This is a genomic window from Kistimonas asteriae, from assembly GCF_018263925.1.
Lineage (GTDB): Bacteria > Pseudomonadota > Gammaproteobacteria > Pseudomonadales > Endozoicomonadaceae > Kistimonas > Kistimonas asteriae.
Map to the genome: position 1 here is coordinate 125,621 of NZ_JAEVHF010000013.1, position 15,252 is coordinate 140,872.

Genomic DNA, 15,252 nt, shown 5'->3' on the forward strand with positions numbered 1-15,252 from the left:
ATAGCGGGGCTTTTTTACAAACTCAAAACCGCATCAGGCCGCCGCTTCCTCCAGCCAAAACACAGGGTTAGGCAACACGGACAACACCGTATCCAGGTCTTTGACCGCAATCGCCACCGTCATTTCCGGCAGCCCAGGCGTGAACATGATCTCCTTTAGACCCTTCAGGCGGGGATCCACCACCATGACAATGTCAGCATCCTGCCCAAAAGGACACACGGCGCCCGGCAAACAACCAATCACATCCTGCATGGTTTCCGGACTGCAGACCGATGGACGACTCCCCAGCAGCTGTCTCACCGCCTTGCTATCCAGCCGTGCATCCCGATGGGTCAGATAGATGCAGTAGCGCCCATCTTTCAGACGGAGAAACAGGCTTTTGCTCGGTTCAGCCGTCCAACCCAACTCTGCAGCAAGCTTGGCATCCGTTTCGAAATCCAGGATGGGTTCATGCTCCCAGCGCTGCCATTTGACACCCGCTTCATTCAACTGGGCGACCGTTCTCTGGTAAATCTGTTCCAAGCGTTCACGCATTACATCATTACCCGTTTCAACAATGAAAAAGCAATCACCCACATCATCAGCCAGATGACGCCGTCAATCCAGCGCCTGACCGCTGGCCGACCGAGAATCGGTGACAATCTAGCCGCCCCGATGGAAAGGGCAAAAAACCAGGCAAACGACGCTATCATGGTGCCTGCCGCAAAGGTGATACGATCGCTACCCTCAAACTGCCCACCGATACCGCCCAATATCATCACGGTATCCAGATAGACATGGGGATTCAGCAAGGTGACCGCCAAAGTGCCAGCAATCACCGCACGACGACTCGTACCGGTCACCTGTGTTTCTGCCACCTCATCCGCCGCACGGAGCGCACTCTTCATGGACAGAAAACCATACCAAAACAGGAAAGCGGCGCCACCGCAGGACACAGCCAACAATAGCGTTGGCTGACTGGCAAACAACGCCCCACCGCCAAACACCCCCAAGGCAATAAGGAGAATATCGCAAATGGCACAGACGGCTGCCGTCAACAGGTGGTGCTGACGCCGGATGCCCTGATTCAGCACATAAGCATTCTGCGCCCCAATGGGAATAATCATGGTGGCTCCCAGGCCAAAGCCCTGGAGTAATGGCCAGACAGATAACATGATCGGTGTTCTTTCCCCCAAACAGTATTCAAAGAAATGTGCTACTCATCATGACAGCGAACCGGAAAAGTCCACATGACATAAAGTGATAGTAAACCTAACCAAAACATTAGAAAATTTAATCATTTTTATGATTGATTAGTTTTTCTAATGAAGCATCTGGACTACAAGCTGGTGTCTGCGCTGGATGCCGTGATCAGCACCGGCAGCTTTGAAACGGCAGCACAGACGTTACACATCACCCAGTCAGCGGTATCCCAGCGCATTCGGGAACTGGAAAAACGGCTGGCCCAGCCCCTGCTGATCCGCAGTCAACCACCGATGCCGACTGAGACCGGCCGCAAACTGCTGGGTCTCTATCGACGGGTGCAGCTGCTGGAACAGGACGTCCTGCCAGAGCTATGTTACAACGCAGACGCCCTGCCTTACCCAACGCTCAGCCTTGCCGCCAACGCCGACAGCGTGGCCAGCTGGCTGATTCCCGCATTGGCTGACACCCTCCGAACCCACTCGGTCAGCCTTGACCTCGTGATCGCAGATGAATCCCGCACGCTGGACCTGCTACGCAAGGGCGAAGTCATTGGCGCCATCAGCCTCGACAGCCACACCCTGCCCGGCTGCCGCTGCGACCGGCTGGGCAGAATGGATTATCGCTGTGTTGCCACACCGGCCTTCATTGCCCGGTATTTTCCCGAAGGCATTACCCACGAGGCACTGAGGCAAGCGCCCGCTGCCGTCTATGATTACCACGACACCCTGCACCAGACCTTTTTCCAGCAACACTTTGCGTTTGATGACAATGCCATGCCAAGCCATACCGCACGTTCATCGGAGGCGTTTATCAAGCTGGCCTGTGAAGGCCTGGCCTACTGCCTGATACCTGATCTCATGATCCGGCAGGCACTTGAAACAGGGATTCTCAAGGATGTGACACCGGGATTAACGGTCAACCGCCACCTCTACTGGCATCGCTGGGCATTGGAAACTGACTTGCTGAAGAGGGTCAGCCGCGACCTCGTCCGGCATGCCTGCGAGGTGCTGGCCTGACCTTTATTTTTTCGGGGGCGCCGGGCTGAACACCGGGTCATTAAACGCTTCAAAGAGAGGATCCGACCAGATGTCCTCTTCATGCACCGCATCGATGATCTCGCCGGGCTGGCCAACAGATGGATCCTGATTCATCAGCTCCGCAGCCGATTTCGGTTCGGGTTTATCTGTGTGGTTGTCGTCATCCATGACTGATCGTCCTCCCTCGCATTCACGCCGTTCCGGACAAACGATCCGGCATCTCTAAGAAGAACTATCGGAATCAATGCGCCCAGCTTAACCCCCTGCCGTCAGGCAACATCGCCGATGGCTCAACCCATAATGACCGACAGAATGGCCACCAGGCCACAGACCGTACAAAGGCCGAGCACACCGTGTCGTAGAAGTCTTTGGCTGAAGCGGTGAGACACGTAGCCGGCAGTAACAGCCCCAAGGATAGCGGCGGGCACCATCATCAGGGATAACTCCAGCTGCTCCCGGTTGAAATACCCGTTTGCAAAGAGAATCACCAGCGACACAATGCTGCTGATCACAAAATAACCGGACAGGTTGGCCCGCATGTTTTCGGCACTTTCATGCTGCATAACCAGTGCCATAGGCGGTCCGCCAATAGCTGTTGCTGTCCCCATGACACCAGAGAGAAAACCTGCTGTGCAGAGGGTGGCAGGTGTAGCAGAAATACGGATGCGACTCAGGCTGACCAGAACAGCCAGCAATACCATACTGCCTAAAAACAGAGTCAATGCATCTCCGGATACCACGGTCAGCAGATAACCGCCCAGCAGGGAACCTGGGATACGTCCGGCAATCGCACTGCCCAGGCCTTTGAGGGAAATCGTGCGACGGTAACGAAACAGATTAATGGCAGCGACCGAAAGCGCCATCATGATAACAGGCCCTGGCACCAGCACAGGATTCAACCAATAGAGCACCGGAGCTGACACAATCGCCAGCCCGAATCCGAGAGAGCCCTGAATGAAAGCACCACAAAAAATCACCATGGCATACAGCACCATGGACAGCGAGAGCACGTCCACTGCGAGACTCCAAACCGATACGTGAATCCTCGCAGTTGACACTTATAACTAAAAAGAATCAATAAATAATATTACGAAATATGCAATAAGTCGTAGCCCGGTTGCTGCACATCAACAATTCATGGCTGCTCCCCAATTCAAGGGCATGCCACAACAGAAATTTACCCTGCTTAGCGCCATTTCAACCAACACACTGGCCATTAAAATCTCACCTGTTCGTCAGCTTTTATGAAGCACAGACGAACATCATCGACCTGACACAATGTGAATCAGGACACAACTCAATCCACCAGTTATCCAGCCAAAGAGGTGCGCGCGTGCTTTTTGCTGAAGACGGGAATGTTACCAAGGCGTTTGAGGAGAGCATTCTCCGCTCCATCGCCGAACGGGAAGCCAAGATCTGCGAAACCTGAGACTATGACCATGTCATGTCGCTCCCGTGGGGAGTCAAGGAAACCGTAGACTCTGATCACGCTGATGATGTCAGCGCCTTTATTGCCACTGCTGAAGAGTCCGACATCACCGTCGGCGAGCGCAAGGCGAAACTGCTGAAGTTTGGCTTGAAGCAGGTCAAGGACAAGCACCTGCTGATTTATCGTTATAAACTTAGTTAACTACGTTTTTTAAACATCCAGTGGGGTTGAGCTTTTCCAGGCATTTAGAAAACCTCAACCTCACTGGATGTCATTCAGCACTTCAATCATCCTTGACTATATTTTTAATTTTTCTCATTTTTACTTTATATTCATCAACCGTTTGACTTAACCGATCCCTTTCCGCTTTAAGAAAGCAATAATTGATCTTTAGAGAATCATGCTTGTTTTTCCAGTACGAAGCCGACTTCTTTTTTTTCTTTTTCATGGCCACATCCCTATCAGATAAATCACTTTCTTCACCTGATGGCAAAACACTTCCAAAAAGCCGCTCCTTACCTAAAGCTACATCTTCATCGGCGACTATATTTTCACCAAGTCTTTTCCAGTCAAATACACAATCAGCTGACTTTGGTTTTTCTTCAGCTTTTTCTGCCTCACTTTTTGCCTCATGATAAGCATCATAAAACACAGAATGAACACGAACCTCCAAAAACAAATCATTTAAATCAGGATTATTTTTATCTTGCTTAGCTGCTTTTTCCTTTACAAACAACAACCACTCATACACATCCTTCTTTTCAAAAATCTTATCACTAACCTCATTATGCTCTTTACTAAACAGATAAAAATCAGACTGACACAATGCTCCCATCATTTCTTTAAACTTCTTATACTTATTCCATTCATCTGGATTTCTAACCAAAAAAGAGACTTGTGAATAATTTTCATAATCCACATATTTAGCCAAGTAGCTATGTTTAGCCCAATCGAAATTGTCAGGGTATCGACTCTGCATGTGACTTGGAATACCACCGGCAACACTTCTCCCCGTCGTGACTTGAACACCTCTAGTATCCAGTGATTGCTCAGATGAACCAAATGTCGACCTTGTAAAATGCTGCTTCTTCGATTCATCCTCATCACGCTTTCTTTTTTTACTCCCTGTAGCAACAGGCAAACTTCCAACTTGTTGAACACCTTCCATAGCTTTCTCCAAAACAACAAATATTGAACAGTTAAAGACAGCAGAAATCAAAGTAAAAAACACTAACAAAACAGTTAAATTTTCCAACATCCATTAATAAACAGCATATTGCTCATCTCTTTAAGCACACCAACCCAACAAAGAGCAATCACTCAGAATCCAGTTACTTAGAGGAAGTAAATATTATTGATATGCACAAATAAAGAAGCTAAAAGCCATTTACTATAAAGAAAACCACCAAATAATAGTGTTAGCAACAGTTCACCTCAGCCCCTGAGCGAGTATAATCCCGCCCCACACTGTTCATACCACCGGTCGCGAGGATCCATGTCAGATTTTATCCGGGAAGTCGGCAAACGCCGTACCTTCGCCATCATCTCCCACCCTGATGCGGGTAAGACCACCATCACCGAAAAGCTGCTGCTGTTCGGGAACGCCATTCAGATGGCGGGTACGGTCAAGGGTCGCAAGAGTGGCCGGATGGCAACCTCTGACTGGATGAAAATGGAGCAGGAACGGGGTATCTCCATCACCACGTCCGTGATGCAGTTCCCCTACCGCGAACAGATGGTCAACCTGCTGGACACCCCCGGACACGAAGACTTCTCCGAAGATACCTACCGGACACTGACCGCCGTGGACTCCGTATTGATGGTGATCGACGGCGCCAAGGGTGTCGAGGACCGGACTATCAAGCTGATGGATGTCTGCCGCCTGCGCGACACGCCCATCTTCAGCTTCATCAACAAGATGGACCGGGAAGTGCGTGACCAGATTGAGGTCATGGATGAAATCGAATCCATCCTGAAAATACAGTGTGCGCCGATCACCTGGCCCATCGGTATGGGCAAGCGTTTCAAAGGTGTCTACAACCTGTATACCGATACCATCCATGTTTTCACACCGGGTCAGGGTCACCGGATCCCCGATGACATCCGTATTCAGGGACTGGAATCTGACCAAGCGCGCGAACTTCTGGGTGATTTGCACGAAGAGCTCATGGATGAAATCGAACTGGTTCGCGGCGCCAGCCACGAATTTGATCTTGAAGAGTACCGGGCTGGCCGAATGACACCGGTCTTCTTCGGCACCGCACTGGCCAACTTCGGCGTCCGTGAAATGCTGGACGATTTCGTTCAATGGGCACCGGCGCCGATTGCCCGCCAAACCGACAGCCGGACCGTCGAACCGACCGAAGACACCTTCAGCGGCTTCGTATTCAAGATTCAGGCGAACATGGATCCGCGCCACCGTGACCGAATCGCCTTCCTGCGCATCTGTTCCGGCAAGTACACCCGCAACATGAAGATGCGTCATACCCGGATTGGCAAGGACGTGAAAATTGCCGACGCCGTGACCTTCCTGGCCGGTGACCGTTCCCACGTGGAAGAAGCGTTGTCCGGCGATATCATCGGCCTGCATAACCACGGCACGATCCAGATAGGTGATACATTTACCGAAGGCGATATGATGCGTTTCACCGGCATCCCCCACTTCGCCCCGGAACTGTTCAAGCGAGTGCGCCTGAAGGATCCGCTGAAACTGAAGCAGCTGCAGAAAGGGCTGCAACAACTGTCAGAGGAAGGTGCGACCCAGCTGTTCATGCCGCTGAACAACAACGACCTGATTCTGGGTGCTGTCGGTGTCCTGCAGTTTGATGTGGTACGCCAGCGCCTGAAGGACGAGTACAAAGTGGACTGCATCTACGAGCCGGTCAACGTCTTCACCGCCCGCTGGGTCCACTGCGATGACGCCCGCAAACTCGAGGAATTCCGCCGCAAGTGCAGCGACAACCTGTCGGAAGACGGCGGCGGCTACCTGACTTACCTGGCCACCACCCGCGTCAACCTCAGCCTGACCGAGGAGCGCTGGCCGGAGATCACATTCCGCGCCACCCGCGAGCACTGATCTCATACCCTGTCCGCAGGAATAACCAACCACCGTTATTCCTGCGCACCCCAAGAGCCATAACATACCTATGATCCCGCAGCAGACTGAAACCCTGGCCGGCCTTGAGATTGCCTGCCGTTTTCTCTATACCGCTTTCCATCGTGCACCGGAACCGGGTTTTCTCCACCCATTGGTTTCCGACCGGCTGCTGGACCACTGGCCCGTGGAAGAAGAAAATCTGCGCACCCAGGCCGGCCTGGAAACCATGCAACAGTTTCTGGATGAGCATACTGTCAATCCGCTGTCATTACTGAAGCAAGATTACAATGCGCTGTTCATCGGCCCGAATACCTTGCTCGCCGCCCCTTGGTCATCGGTGTACCTGACCGAAGAACAACTCACCCTCACAGAACCTGCCATGGCGGTACGGGAATTCTACCGTCAATACGGTGTGACAATTGATACCGGTGAAAACGAGCCCGACGATCATATCGGCCTTCAGTTTGCCTTTATCGCCCACCTACTTGGTGAAGCGCTGCGGGCTATTGATAACGAACAGTCGGAACAACCCTGGCTTTGCGCCACGGCAGAATTCCTGACCAATCATGTGTTGATCTGGTCCAGCCGCCTGTTTGAACTGATCCGCACCCATGCAACCACCGACTTTTATCGCGGACTGGCCGATCTCGCAGAAGGTTCCCTGCAACAGCTGGCGAACCTGACCGGTGCGGAATACCTGATCGTCAGGCTCTACCGATGAGCCAGGAAGAACTGGCATCACCGGCGCGGCGGGCCTTTTTCCGCCGCTTCGCGCTGAAAGAAGAAACCATAGAGATACCGGAAAGCGACTCCCCGCGCCCACCCTGGGCACGGAATAACCGTGAGTTCCTCGCACTCTGTGATAGTTGCCATATGTGTATTGATGCCTGCCCGGAACGCATTCTACGAGCATCGGACGAATCCCATGCGGCATTGCAAGGAAAGCCTGTACTGAATATCGATTATGGTTATTGCACCTTCTGTGCAGAATGCGTTAGCGTCTGCCCTACTGGTGCCCTGGACAGCCAAAAGGGCTATGCGTCATTGCCCTTACGTCCAACTCTTACAACCCGCTGCCAGGCCGAAATGGGAATGGCCTGCAACCTCTGTGCAGAAGCCTGCTCAAAAGACGCAATAACAGCCGATGGACTATCTGCACCCGTTATTCAAACTGACAGCTGCAATGGCTGTGGTGCCTGCGCATTCAGCTGTTTATCAAGCACTATTAAGATGACAAGAATAAGCAACACATAAAAATATGGCCAAAAAGATGAAAAATAGAACAATCTGAATAAAAAAATTTACTCTGCTAAATTTTTCAGCACAGCAGTTAAACCTTTAATTGCAGTATTTTCTGCACGTTTATCCCCTCTACGCAACTCTTGTGCAAGTCCAAACTTTTTACCGGCCTCGCTAAAGTGATCCAAGTCTGAACAGAAGACTCTACAGATTTTAAAAAGATAACCGATAGTTTTATGCACGTGCGCTATAGCTGAATAAAGACCACCGACAGTCTTCCTTGTATCCTCATCAAGATCGAGAGCAGGAACTCCATTGCTTACTCGTTCACACAAATCTTCCAAATCAATTATTATATTCTGACATGGGGCCAAGTAATCCTTAAGCGAGACCGCATACTCGGTGCAACCACCAATGCCATTCAAAGCCTTTTCATCTATAGCAATTTGACAATGTATTTTTTTATGCAAAAGGAAGAGACGTAGTTTAGTTAACAAAAAATTATTTTTATAAGCACATAGACCTTTATCGGCAATCTCTATCGCACTAGAAGCCATTGCTACAACCTCATACAAAAAATCTCTACCAATATTAGATGGATCAGAATAAACATGATTAAAATATTCCTCATAACTCACTAACTTTGTAATATATACTCTTACGCCGATCTTACTTTCGCCAGGCAAATTAAGTTCAACTGCTTCTTCATAGCAACAAAACTTTCGAAGAGTCATACTACAAAGAATAAATGATTCATCTGTCGGATCTCTATCATAAACCTTTTTTATAAAACTTCTTGTTAATTCATAAAAAACATCTAAAGAATCAGACTTTGATGAACACTCAAACTCCGACCTTAAATGATCCAATTGCTCCAATGCCTCAACATATTTAGCCTGCCCAATCAATGTGTTTATTCGAGTATTAATAGCACTACTTATAGAAGCTCTTCCATAATCTGAACTCAATTGAATACAATTACGATCTAAATTTTTTTTTGGGAACAGTACGGGTGATGTACGTGACGAGACAAACCCTGTCTCATTGGCATTTTACCAGCACGCTCACGTCTTTCTATATCAAACACCTTGCCCATTCCAGAACCATGACATTTAACATAAATACCGCTATTCATCACAGCTTTCCTCCATGAATTATTTTTATCCAATTAGCGTTATCTTCATCACTGAATCATTAACAATTACAGCGAACTCCTAAAATCAACACGCTAATAAAAAAGACAAGAATAAAAAGGATTTAGTTCCCCCCTCTCTAAAATATTTGGCTCAACACCAACAAGGAAAAAGAGAAAAAACCGCGATCATTCTTGCTGCAGGTCAAAATTCCATGAATTTCTTACGGGTATCATGCGCAGTGGAATGAACTGATATCCGCCCCTTTGCCACAACAAATCACTGCGGACATTCCTGATTGACACAAAACTTTCTAAACGCCCGTTCTTTCCTGAGAGCAATCCATAGACTGCATGAAGAATTTACTGGACAAGGTGCTTCTGTCTCCTTTGAAGCGCCGTAATTTTATGAAATGGGGCGCCGCTGCCGGTAGCGCTGCCATTGTCGCGGGTAACAGCCTGCCGCTGCGCGCGCTGGCCAACACGCCGGACACCACCCCTGCGGAAAAGCGCGAAGCCGTGCGTTCCGTCTGGTCTGCCTGCACCGTGAACTGCGGTTCCCGTTGCGCCCTGCGCCACCAGGTCAAGGATGGTGTTATTGTCGCGACCCATACCGATAACACCGGTGACGACGAATACGGCAACCACCAGGTTCGCGCCTGCCTGCGCGGCCGCTCTTTCCGCCGCCGTGTCTACAACCCGGATCGCCTGAAATACCCCATGAAGCGGGTTGGCAAACGTGGCGAAGGCCGGTTTGAGCGCATCAGCTGGGATGAAGCGTTTGACACCATTGCGGACAACCTCAAGCGCATCAAGCAACAGCATGGCAACGAAGCCATCTACCTGAATTACTGCACCGGCACACTGGGCGGCACCGTTTCCAAATCCTGGCCACCGGCGGCGACCCCCATCGCGCGCCTTATGAACTGCTGGGGCGGCTACCTGAACCATTTTGGCGATTACAGTACCGCACAGATCACCGTTGGCCTGCCCTACCTGTTCGGTGGCAGCTGGGTCGGCAGCAACTGCTCGTCCGATATCGTCAACACCAAGCTGATCGTCAACTTCGGTAACAACCCGGCGGAAACCCGCATGAGCGGTGGCGGTGTCGTTTACCAGATGACCGAAGCCCGCGCCCGCAGCAACGCCCGGATGATCACCTTCGATCCGCGCATGACCGACTCCGTACTGAGCGGTAATGACGAATGGGTACCCCTGCGCCCCGGTACTGACGCGGCCCTGGTGGCCGGTATGGCCTGGGTCATGATCACCGAGAACCTGGTGGACAAGGCGTTCATCGACCGTTACACCGTCGGTTACGACGAAGACAGTCTGCCAGCCTCTGCATCGAAAGGTTCTTCCTGGGTATCCTACATTCTTGGTAATGGTTCAGACGGTACCGCCAAAACCCCGGCATGGGCTGCGCGTATCACTGCGGTTCCTGAGAAAACCATCATTCGCCTGGCCCGAGAAATCGCCAGCACCAAACCCTGTAACGTCATGCAGGGCTGGGGCGTTCAGCGCACCGCCAATGGTGAACAGGCGAGCCGTGCCATCTGCATGCTGGCCATTATGACCGGCAACGTCGGCATCCCCGGCGGCGGCACCGGTGCCCGTGAAGGCAGCTGGGGCATTCCTTTCGCCAGCTTCCCGACCCTGAGCAACCCGATCACCACGTCCATCCCCATGTTCATGTGGACTGACGCTATCCATCGCCATGAAGAGATGACCGCTCTGACCGACGGCATCCGTGGCGCAGACCGCCTGAAGGCACCGATCAAGTTCATCTGGAACTACGCCGGCAACTGCATCATCAACCAGCACGCCGACACCAACCGCACCCATGAAATCCTTCAGGATGACACGCAGTGCGAAATGGTCGTGGTCATCGAAAACCACATGACCGCCAGCGCCCGTTATGCGGATATCCTACTGCCCGACCTGACGGCGGCAGAACAGCCGGACTTCTCCACCAACGGCAGCTGCGGCAACATGGGTTACGCCATTTTCTGTGATACGGCTGTTGAGCCGCTGCACGAGTGCCGTTCGGTCTACGACATGTGTACCGGGATCGCCAAGCGCCTGGGCGTGGAAGCACAGTACACCGAAGGCCGTGACCAGGAAGCCTGGCTGCGCTTTATCTATGCCGAATCTCAGAAGATCAATCCGGAACTGCCGGATTTCGACACCTTCCGCAAAATGGGTATCGTCAAGCAGACCAATCCGGGTGAACCGCACGTCGAATACCGTGCATTCCGCGAGAATCCGGAAGCCAATCCGCTGGCAACCCCATCCGGCAAGATCGAGATCTACTCCGAACAACTGGCCCAGATTGCTGCAACCTGGAAGCTGAAAGAAGGCGACATCATTCGTCCTTTGCCGGAATACGCCTCTTCCTGGGAAGGCCACGAAGCGCCTCACAGCAAGCAGTACCCATTACAGATGTTCGGATACCACTACAAGGCACGCACCCATTCCACCTACGGCAACGTAGACGTGCTGCGTGACGCCAACCGTCAGGAAGTCTGGATCAACCCCATCGACGCCCAGGCGCGTGGCATTAACGACGGTGACATGCTGAAAGTCTGGAACGACCGCGGCGAAATCCGCGTAGCCGCCAAAGTGACCGAACGGATCATGCCCGGCGTGGTCGCCATGGGCCAGGGCAGCTGGTACGCCCCGGACCGCAATGGCATCGACCGCGGCGCCTGCATGAACACCCTGACCACCCAACGCCCCTCACCGCTGGCCAAGGGCAACCCCCAGCATTCCAATCTGGTGGACATTGCCAAGGCTTGACGGAGAACTGAACCATGACCCAATACGGATTCTATATCGATACCACCCGGTGTACCGGGTGCAAAACCTGTGAACTGTCGTGCAAGGACGACAACGACCTGGATATCGGGGTGAACTGGCGCCGTATTTATGAATACGGCGGCGGCAGCTGGGTACAGAACGAAGACGGCACCTGGAACCAGGACGTGTTCGCCTACCACGTATCCATCAGCTGCAACCATTGCGATCAGCCTGCCTGTGCCAAGGCTTGCCCCACCGGCGCCATGCACAAGCGGGAACAGGATGGCCTGGTAGCCGTGAATGCCGAAGTCTGCGTCGGCTGTCGTTACTGTGAAATGGCCTGCCCGTACGGTGCGCCCCAGTTCGACCCCGAGAAGAAGCTGATGACCAAGTGTGACGGCTGCTTCGACCGGGTGGAACAGGGTCTGCAACCGATCTGCGTCAGCTCCTGCCCATTGCGTGCGCTGGAGTTTGGCCCGATTGACGAGCTGCGCGCCAAATACGGTGACCGTGCGGATATCGCGCCGCTGCCGGATTCCGGCATGACCAAGCCGAACCTGGTCATCAAGGCCAACCGCCACGCACGCCCGACCGGTGATACCACCGGCCGCATCCTGAACGTCCGGGAGGTGTAACCATGCACGAATTATCCCTGGTTTTCTTCACCGTCCTGGCGCAGTGCGCTGTGGGTATTTTCCTGGTGCTGGGCTGCCTGCAGTTCGCCAGCTTTGGTCAGCGTAACCGCCTGCAGTTGCTGAGCCGGCTGCAGATCGCTTCACTGGTAATCCTCGGTGTGGCCGGCCTGGCCGCAGGCACCCACCTGGGTCAGCCACTGCGGGCGTTCAACGTGATCTTTGGCCTGGAGCACCTCTCACCGCTGAGCGTTGAGATCCTGACCACCAGCCTGTTTGGCGGTGCGGCGTTTACCTTTATCGCCGCCACCCTGCTGAACATCCTGCCAGCCCTGCACCGCCTGGTGTTGCTGGGCGCCATGGCGCTGGGTGTTGCCCTGCTGCTGGCCATCGCCAACGTTTACACCCTGGCGACCGTACCCACCTGGAATACAAACTGGACCGTTTTCCAGTTTGTGATGCCAGCGGTGGTACTGGGCGTCATGGGGGCGGCGGTACTGGTACGGAGCCAGTCTGACCGGATGGGCCTGTTTGCACGTCATACGGACAAGGCACTGTCCACCATCGGCCTGATTGCGCTGGCGGTGATTGCCACTGGCTTTGTACTTTACCTGTTCTGGCTGGGTCAGCTGTCCACAGCGATCGATCCGTTCATGGTGAAGGATTACCATCACAGCTTGCTGGCTGCCCGCTTTGCCCTGCTGTTCCTGGGCGTCAGCCTCTGGGTCGTGCCGGCCATGCGCGGCTCCAACACCGGTGTTCGTCTGCCAGCGTTTGGTTTCGGGCTGGTACTGGCCAGTGAACTGATGGGTCGCATCTTCTTCTACGACCTTCATATGTTCAGCACGGGTCTGTAACAGGCTACGGCCTTCTGTAGCAGAATGCTTCTATGAGGCATTCTGCTACCTCCCTTTACTCAATACGCCTCATGCCAATACTGCAAAGACAGACGTTTTTACGCATTTGCATCAACAAATTGTTTCACATTCAACGCCCTCGTGATCCAACCAAAGGCAAACAGTACCCGTTGCTACCGTATCGGCGATCCCATTACCCGGCAGCACGAATATCATCGTTCAAACAGTCAGCCAGAAAATCGATAAATGCCCGTATCGCCGGACGCTGATAACTCCGCGACAAATATAGCGCCCAAAGCGACATGACAGGCAACCGAACCTCCTTAAGTACCTGAACAAGCCGACCATCTTCAAGATACCTGTTCGCCATATCACAGGGTAAATAGGCAACCCCTAAATGATTAATGGCTGCACGCACAATAATGCCCAGCTCATTGGAACGGATTGAACCATTCACGGGCACAAGCAACGGCTGTTTATCCTGGATAAAGCACCATTGATCCTGATCGATATGAATCAGGCAATTACGATCCTGCAAATCATCAGGCTGTGAAATGGTCCCATGCTGTTTTAAATAGTCTGCGGAACAACAAATTGCACTTTCAATATGCATCAGATGCCGCCCAATGAGATTTTCATCCGGCTTATCCGTATACCGTAAAGCGATATCAACCCGCTCATCGACCAGCTGCGCATTTTTATCCGACAGCAACAGTTGAAACACGATATTCGGGTGCTTTTTGGAGAAAGTATCGAGCACGTCGTAGAGCAGCCCCTGCGCCAGCCCTACAGGAGAAGCAATGCGAATCTCTCCCACCAGCTCCTCATGATGGTATTGCGCCAGATTTTCCAATCCGGCCACATCATTCAGAATACGCTTGCAGGACAACAGCACATCATGACCGGGCGGCGTCAGGCTGACACTGCGCGTGGTACGGTTGAGCAATCTCAGGTTAAACCAGTCCTCCAGCTCCTGAACATGACGAGTGACCTTCGCGCGGTTCAGACTTAATTGTTCTGCAGCCTGAGTAAAACTACCTGACTGGGCAACTTCTACAAAACTACGTATCGCTTCAAGCTTATCCACACAATTCCTCAGCGACTGTTTCATTGGATGAAACAACTATGTTCACTTTTCGTCATTTATTACAGCGCGAAAAATGAAAATACTTGCATCACCATAAAACACCGTCATGGAGAGAAACATGAAAATTGCCGTTCTGGGTGCCACCGGCTGGATTGGATCCACCATTAAGCAAGAGGCGCTGGGTCGTGGACACCAGGTGATCGCAATCAGCCGTACCAACAATGTGGGTGACGATAACAACGTTGAAGCACGCACACTGGATCTGATCTCGCAGGAAGGCGTGGCGAATGCTGTTCAAGGTGCTGACGTTGTCATCGTAGCTATTGGCGGCCGTGCCAAAGGCAACCACGATATTGTCCCCAATACAGCAAGCCGGCTGCTTGAAGAGCTGCCTGCCACTGGCGTGAAACGACTGCTGTGGGTCGGCGGGGCAGGCAGTCTGGAAGCTGCGCCAGGTCTTGCGTTGATTGATACGCCTAACTTTCCGGCAGAGTTTCACGATGAAGCTAGAGCGCAAGGTGAAGCACTGACCATCTTCAAAGCCAGTGACAGCGATCTGAACTGGGTTTTCGTCAGCCCGGCAGCGGAGATATTCCCGGGGGAACGTACGGGTGAGTATCGTACCGGGGGCGATCAGTTGCTGACCGACAGTGAGGGCAACTGCCGAATCTCTGTAGAGGATTTTGCCGTTGCGCTAATCGATGAAGCAGAGAAAGGTGTTCATCAAAAAAAGCGTATCAGTATCGCCTATTAACACT

The 15,252-nt window shown here is 52.3% G+C and carries 16 protein-coding genes; 9 read left to right on the top strand and 7 right to left on the bottom strand.

The features are described from left to right. Nucleotides 1–33: 33 nt before the first annotated feature. Both KHS78_RS15295 and KHS78_RS15300 read right to left on the bottom strand, forming a co-directional pair. Nucleotides 34–534, bottom strand: a complete 501-nt coding sequence (locus tag KHS78_RS15295) for a YbaK/EbsC family protein (protein ID WP_211829339.1) — start codon at nt 532–534, stop codon at nt 34–36. Then, nucleotides 534–1,154, bottom strand: a complete 621-nt coding sequence (locus KHS78_RS15300; protein WP_211829340.1) for a LysE/ArgO family amino acid transporter — start codon at nt 1,152–1,154, stop codon at nt 534–536. The genes KHS78_RS15295 and KHS78_RS15300 overlap by 1 nt, the downstream gene beginning before the upstream one ends. A 150-nt stretch (nt 1,155–1,304) precedes the next feature. On the opposite strand from KHS78_RS15300, the gene KHS78_RS15305 reads away from it, so the two are divergent. Next, a complete protein-coding gene (locus KHS78_RS15305; RefSeq protein ID WP_211829341.1) occupies nt 1,305–2,201 on the top strand; it encodes a LysR family transcriptional regulator ArgP in 897 nt (298 codons plus the stop codon). Between the two features lie 3 nt (nt 2,202–2,204). On the opposite strand, the gene KHS78_RS15310 is transcribed toward KHS78_RS15305, so the two are convergent. After that, nucleotides 2,205–2,390, bottom strand: coding sequence for a hypothetical protein (locus tag KHS78_RS15310; RefSeq protein ID WP_211829342.1), 186 nt, complete (start codon nt 2,388–2,390; stop codon nt 2,205–2,207). 122 nt (nt 2,391–2,512) lie between these two features. Next, nucleotides 2,513–3,238, bottom strand: a complete 726-nt coding sequence (locus tag KHS78_RS15315) for a sulfite exporter TauE/SafE family protein (protein WP_211829343.1) — start codon at nt 3,236–3,238, stop codon at nt 2,513–2,515. A gap of 428 nt (nt 3,239–3,666) precedes the next feature. Between KHS78_RS15315 and KHS78_RS15320 the strand changes: the two genes are divergently transcribed. Then, complete coding sequence (locus tag KHS78_RS15320) at nt 3,667–3,852, top strand: hypothetical protein (RefSeq protein WP_211829344.1); 186 nt, start codon at nt 3,667–3,669, stop codon at nt 3,850–3,852. Nucleotides 3,853–3,934: 82 nt separating this feature from the next. Here the strand turns inward: KHS78_RS15320 and KHS78_RS15325 are convergent, their stop codons facing one another. Beyond that, nucleotides 3,935–4,819, bottom strand: coding sequence for a hypothetical protein (locus KHS78_RS15325; RefSeq protein ID WP_211829345.1), 885 nt, complete (start codon nt 4,817–4,819; stop codon nt 3,935–3,937). 327 nt (nt 4,820–5,146) lie between these two features. On the opposite strand from KHS78_RS15325, the gene KHS78_RS15330 reads away from it, so the two are divergent. The 3 genes from KHS78_RS15330 (at nt 5,147) to KHS78_RS15340 (ending at nt 8,002) form a co-directional block, all read left to right on the top strand. After that, complete coding sequence (locus KHS78_RS15330; protein ID WP_211829346.1) at nt 5,147–6,727, top strand: peptide chain release factor 3; 1,581 nt, start codon at nt 5,147–5,149, stop codon at nt 6,725–6,727. Nucleotides 6,728–6,797: 70 nt separating this feature from the next. After that, a complete protein-coding gene (locus KHS78_RS15335) occupies nt 6,798–7,469 on the top strand; it encodes a TorD/DmsD family molecular chaperone (protein ID WP_211829347.1) in 672 nt (223 codons plus the stop codon). Next, entirely contained in the window at nt 7,466–8,002 is a 537-nt protein-coding gene (locus KHS78_RS15340) for a ferredoxin-type protein NapF (RefSeq protein WP_211829348.1), read from the top strand. Before KHS78_RS15335 ends, KHS78_RS15340 begins: the two co-directional genes overlap by 4 nt. A 47-nt stretch (nt 8,003–8,049) precedes the next feature. On the opposite strand, the gene KHS78_RS15345 is transcribed toward KHS78_RS15340, so the two are convergent. Continuing rightward, nucleotides 8,050–8,955 (bottom strand): hypothetical protein, encoded by a 906-nt coding sequence (locus KHS78_RS15345; protein ID WP_211829349.1) that lies wholly within the window; start codon nt 8,953–8,955, stop codon nt 8,050–8,052. Nucleotides 8,956–9,473: 518 nt separating this feature from the next. Here KHS78_RS15345 and KHS78_RS15350 point away from each other — a divergent pair. From KHS78_RS15350 to KHS78_RS15360, 3 genes are read left to right on the top strand one after another with little or no spacing between them, the layout of a single operon-like run. Continuing rightward, on the top strand, nt 9,474–11,918 hold the full coding sequence (locus KHS78_RS15350) for a DMSO/selenate family reductase complex A subunit (RefSeq protein ID WP_211829350.1): 2,445 nt from the start codon (nt 9,474–9,476) through the stop codon (nt 11,916–11,918). Nucleotides 11,919–11,932: 14 nt separating this feature from the next. Continuing rightward, nucleotides 11,933–12,553, top strand: coding sequence for a DMSO/selenate family reductase complex B subunit (locus tag KHS78_RS15355; protein WP_211829351.1), 621 nt, complete (start codon nt 11,933–11,935; stop codon nt 12,551–12,553). Nucleotides 12,554–12,555: 2 nt separating this feature from the next. After that, nucleotides 12,556–13,407, top strand: coding sequence for a dimethyl sulfoxide reductase anchor subunit family protein (locus KHS78_RS15360; RefSeq protein ID WP_211829352.1), 852 nt, complete (start codon nt 12,556–12,558; stop codon nt 13,405–13,407). 193 nt (nt 13,408–13,600) lie between these two features. Here the strand turns inward: KHS78_RS15360 and KHS78_RS15365 are convergent, their stop codons facing one another. Continuing rightward, nucleotides 13,601–14,494: a LysR family transcriptional regulator gene (locus tag KHS78_RS15365; RefSeq protein ID WP_211829353.1), complete on the bottom strand. Its 894-nt coding sequence runs from the start codon at nt 14,492–14,494 to the stop codon at nt 13,601–13,603. 118 nt (nt 14,495–14,612) lie between these two features. Between KHS78_RS15365 and KHS78_RS15370 the strand changes: the two genes are divergently transcribed. Then, nucleotides 14,613–15,248 (top strand): NAD(P)-dependent oxidoreductase, encoded by a 636-nt coding sequence (locus tag KHS78_RS15370; RefSeq protein WP_211829354.1) that lies wholly within the window; start codon nt 14,613–14,615, stop codon nt 15,246–15,248. The last annotated feature ends 4 nt before the right edge of the window (nt 15,249–15,252 follow it).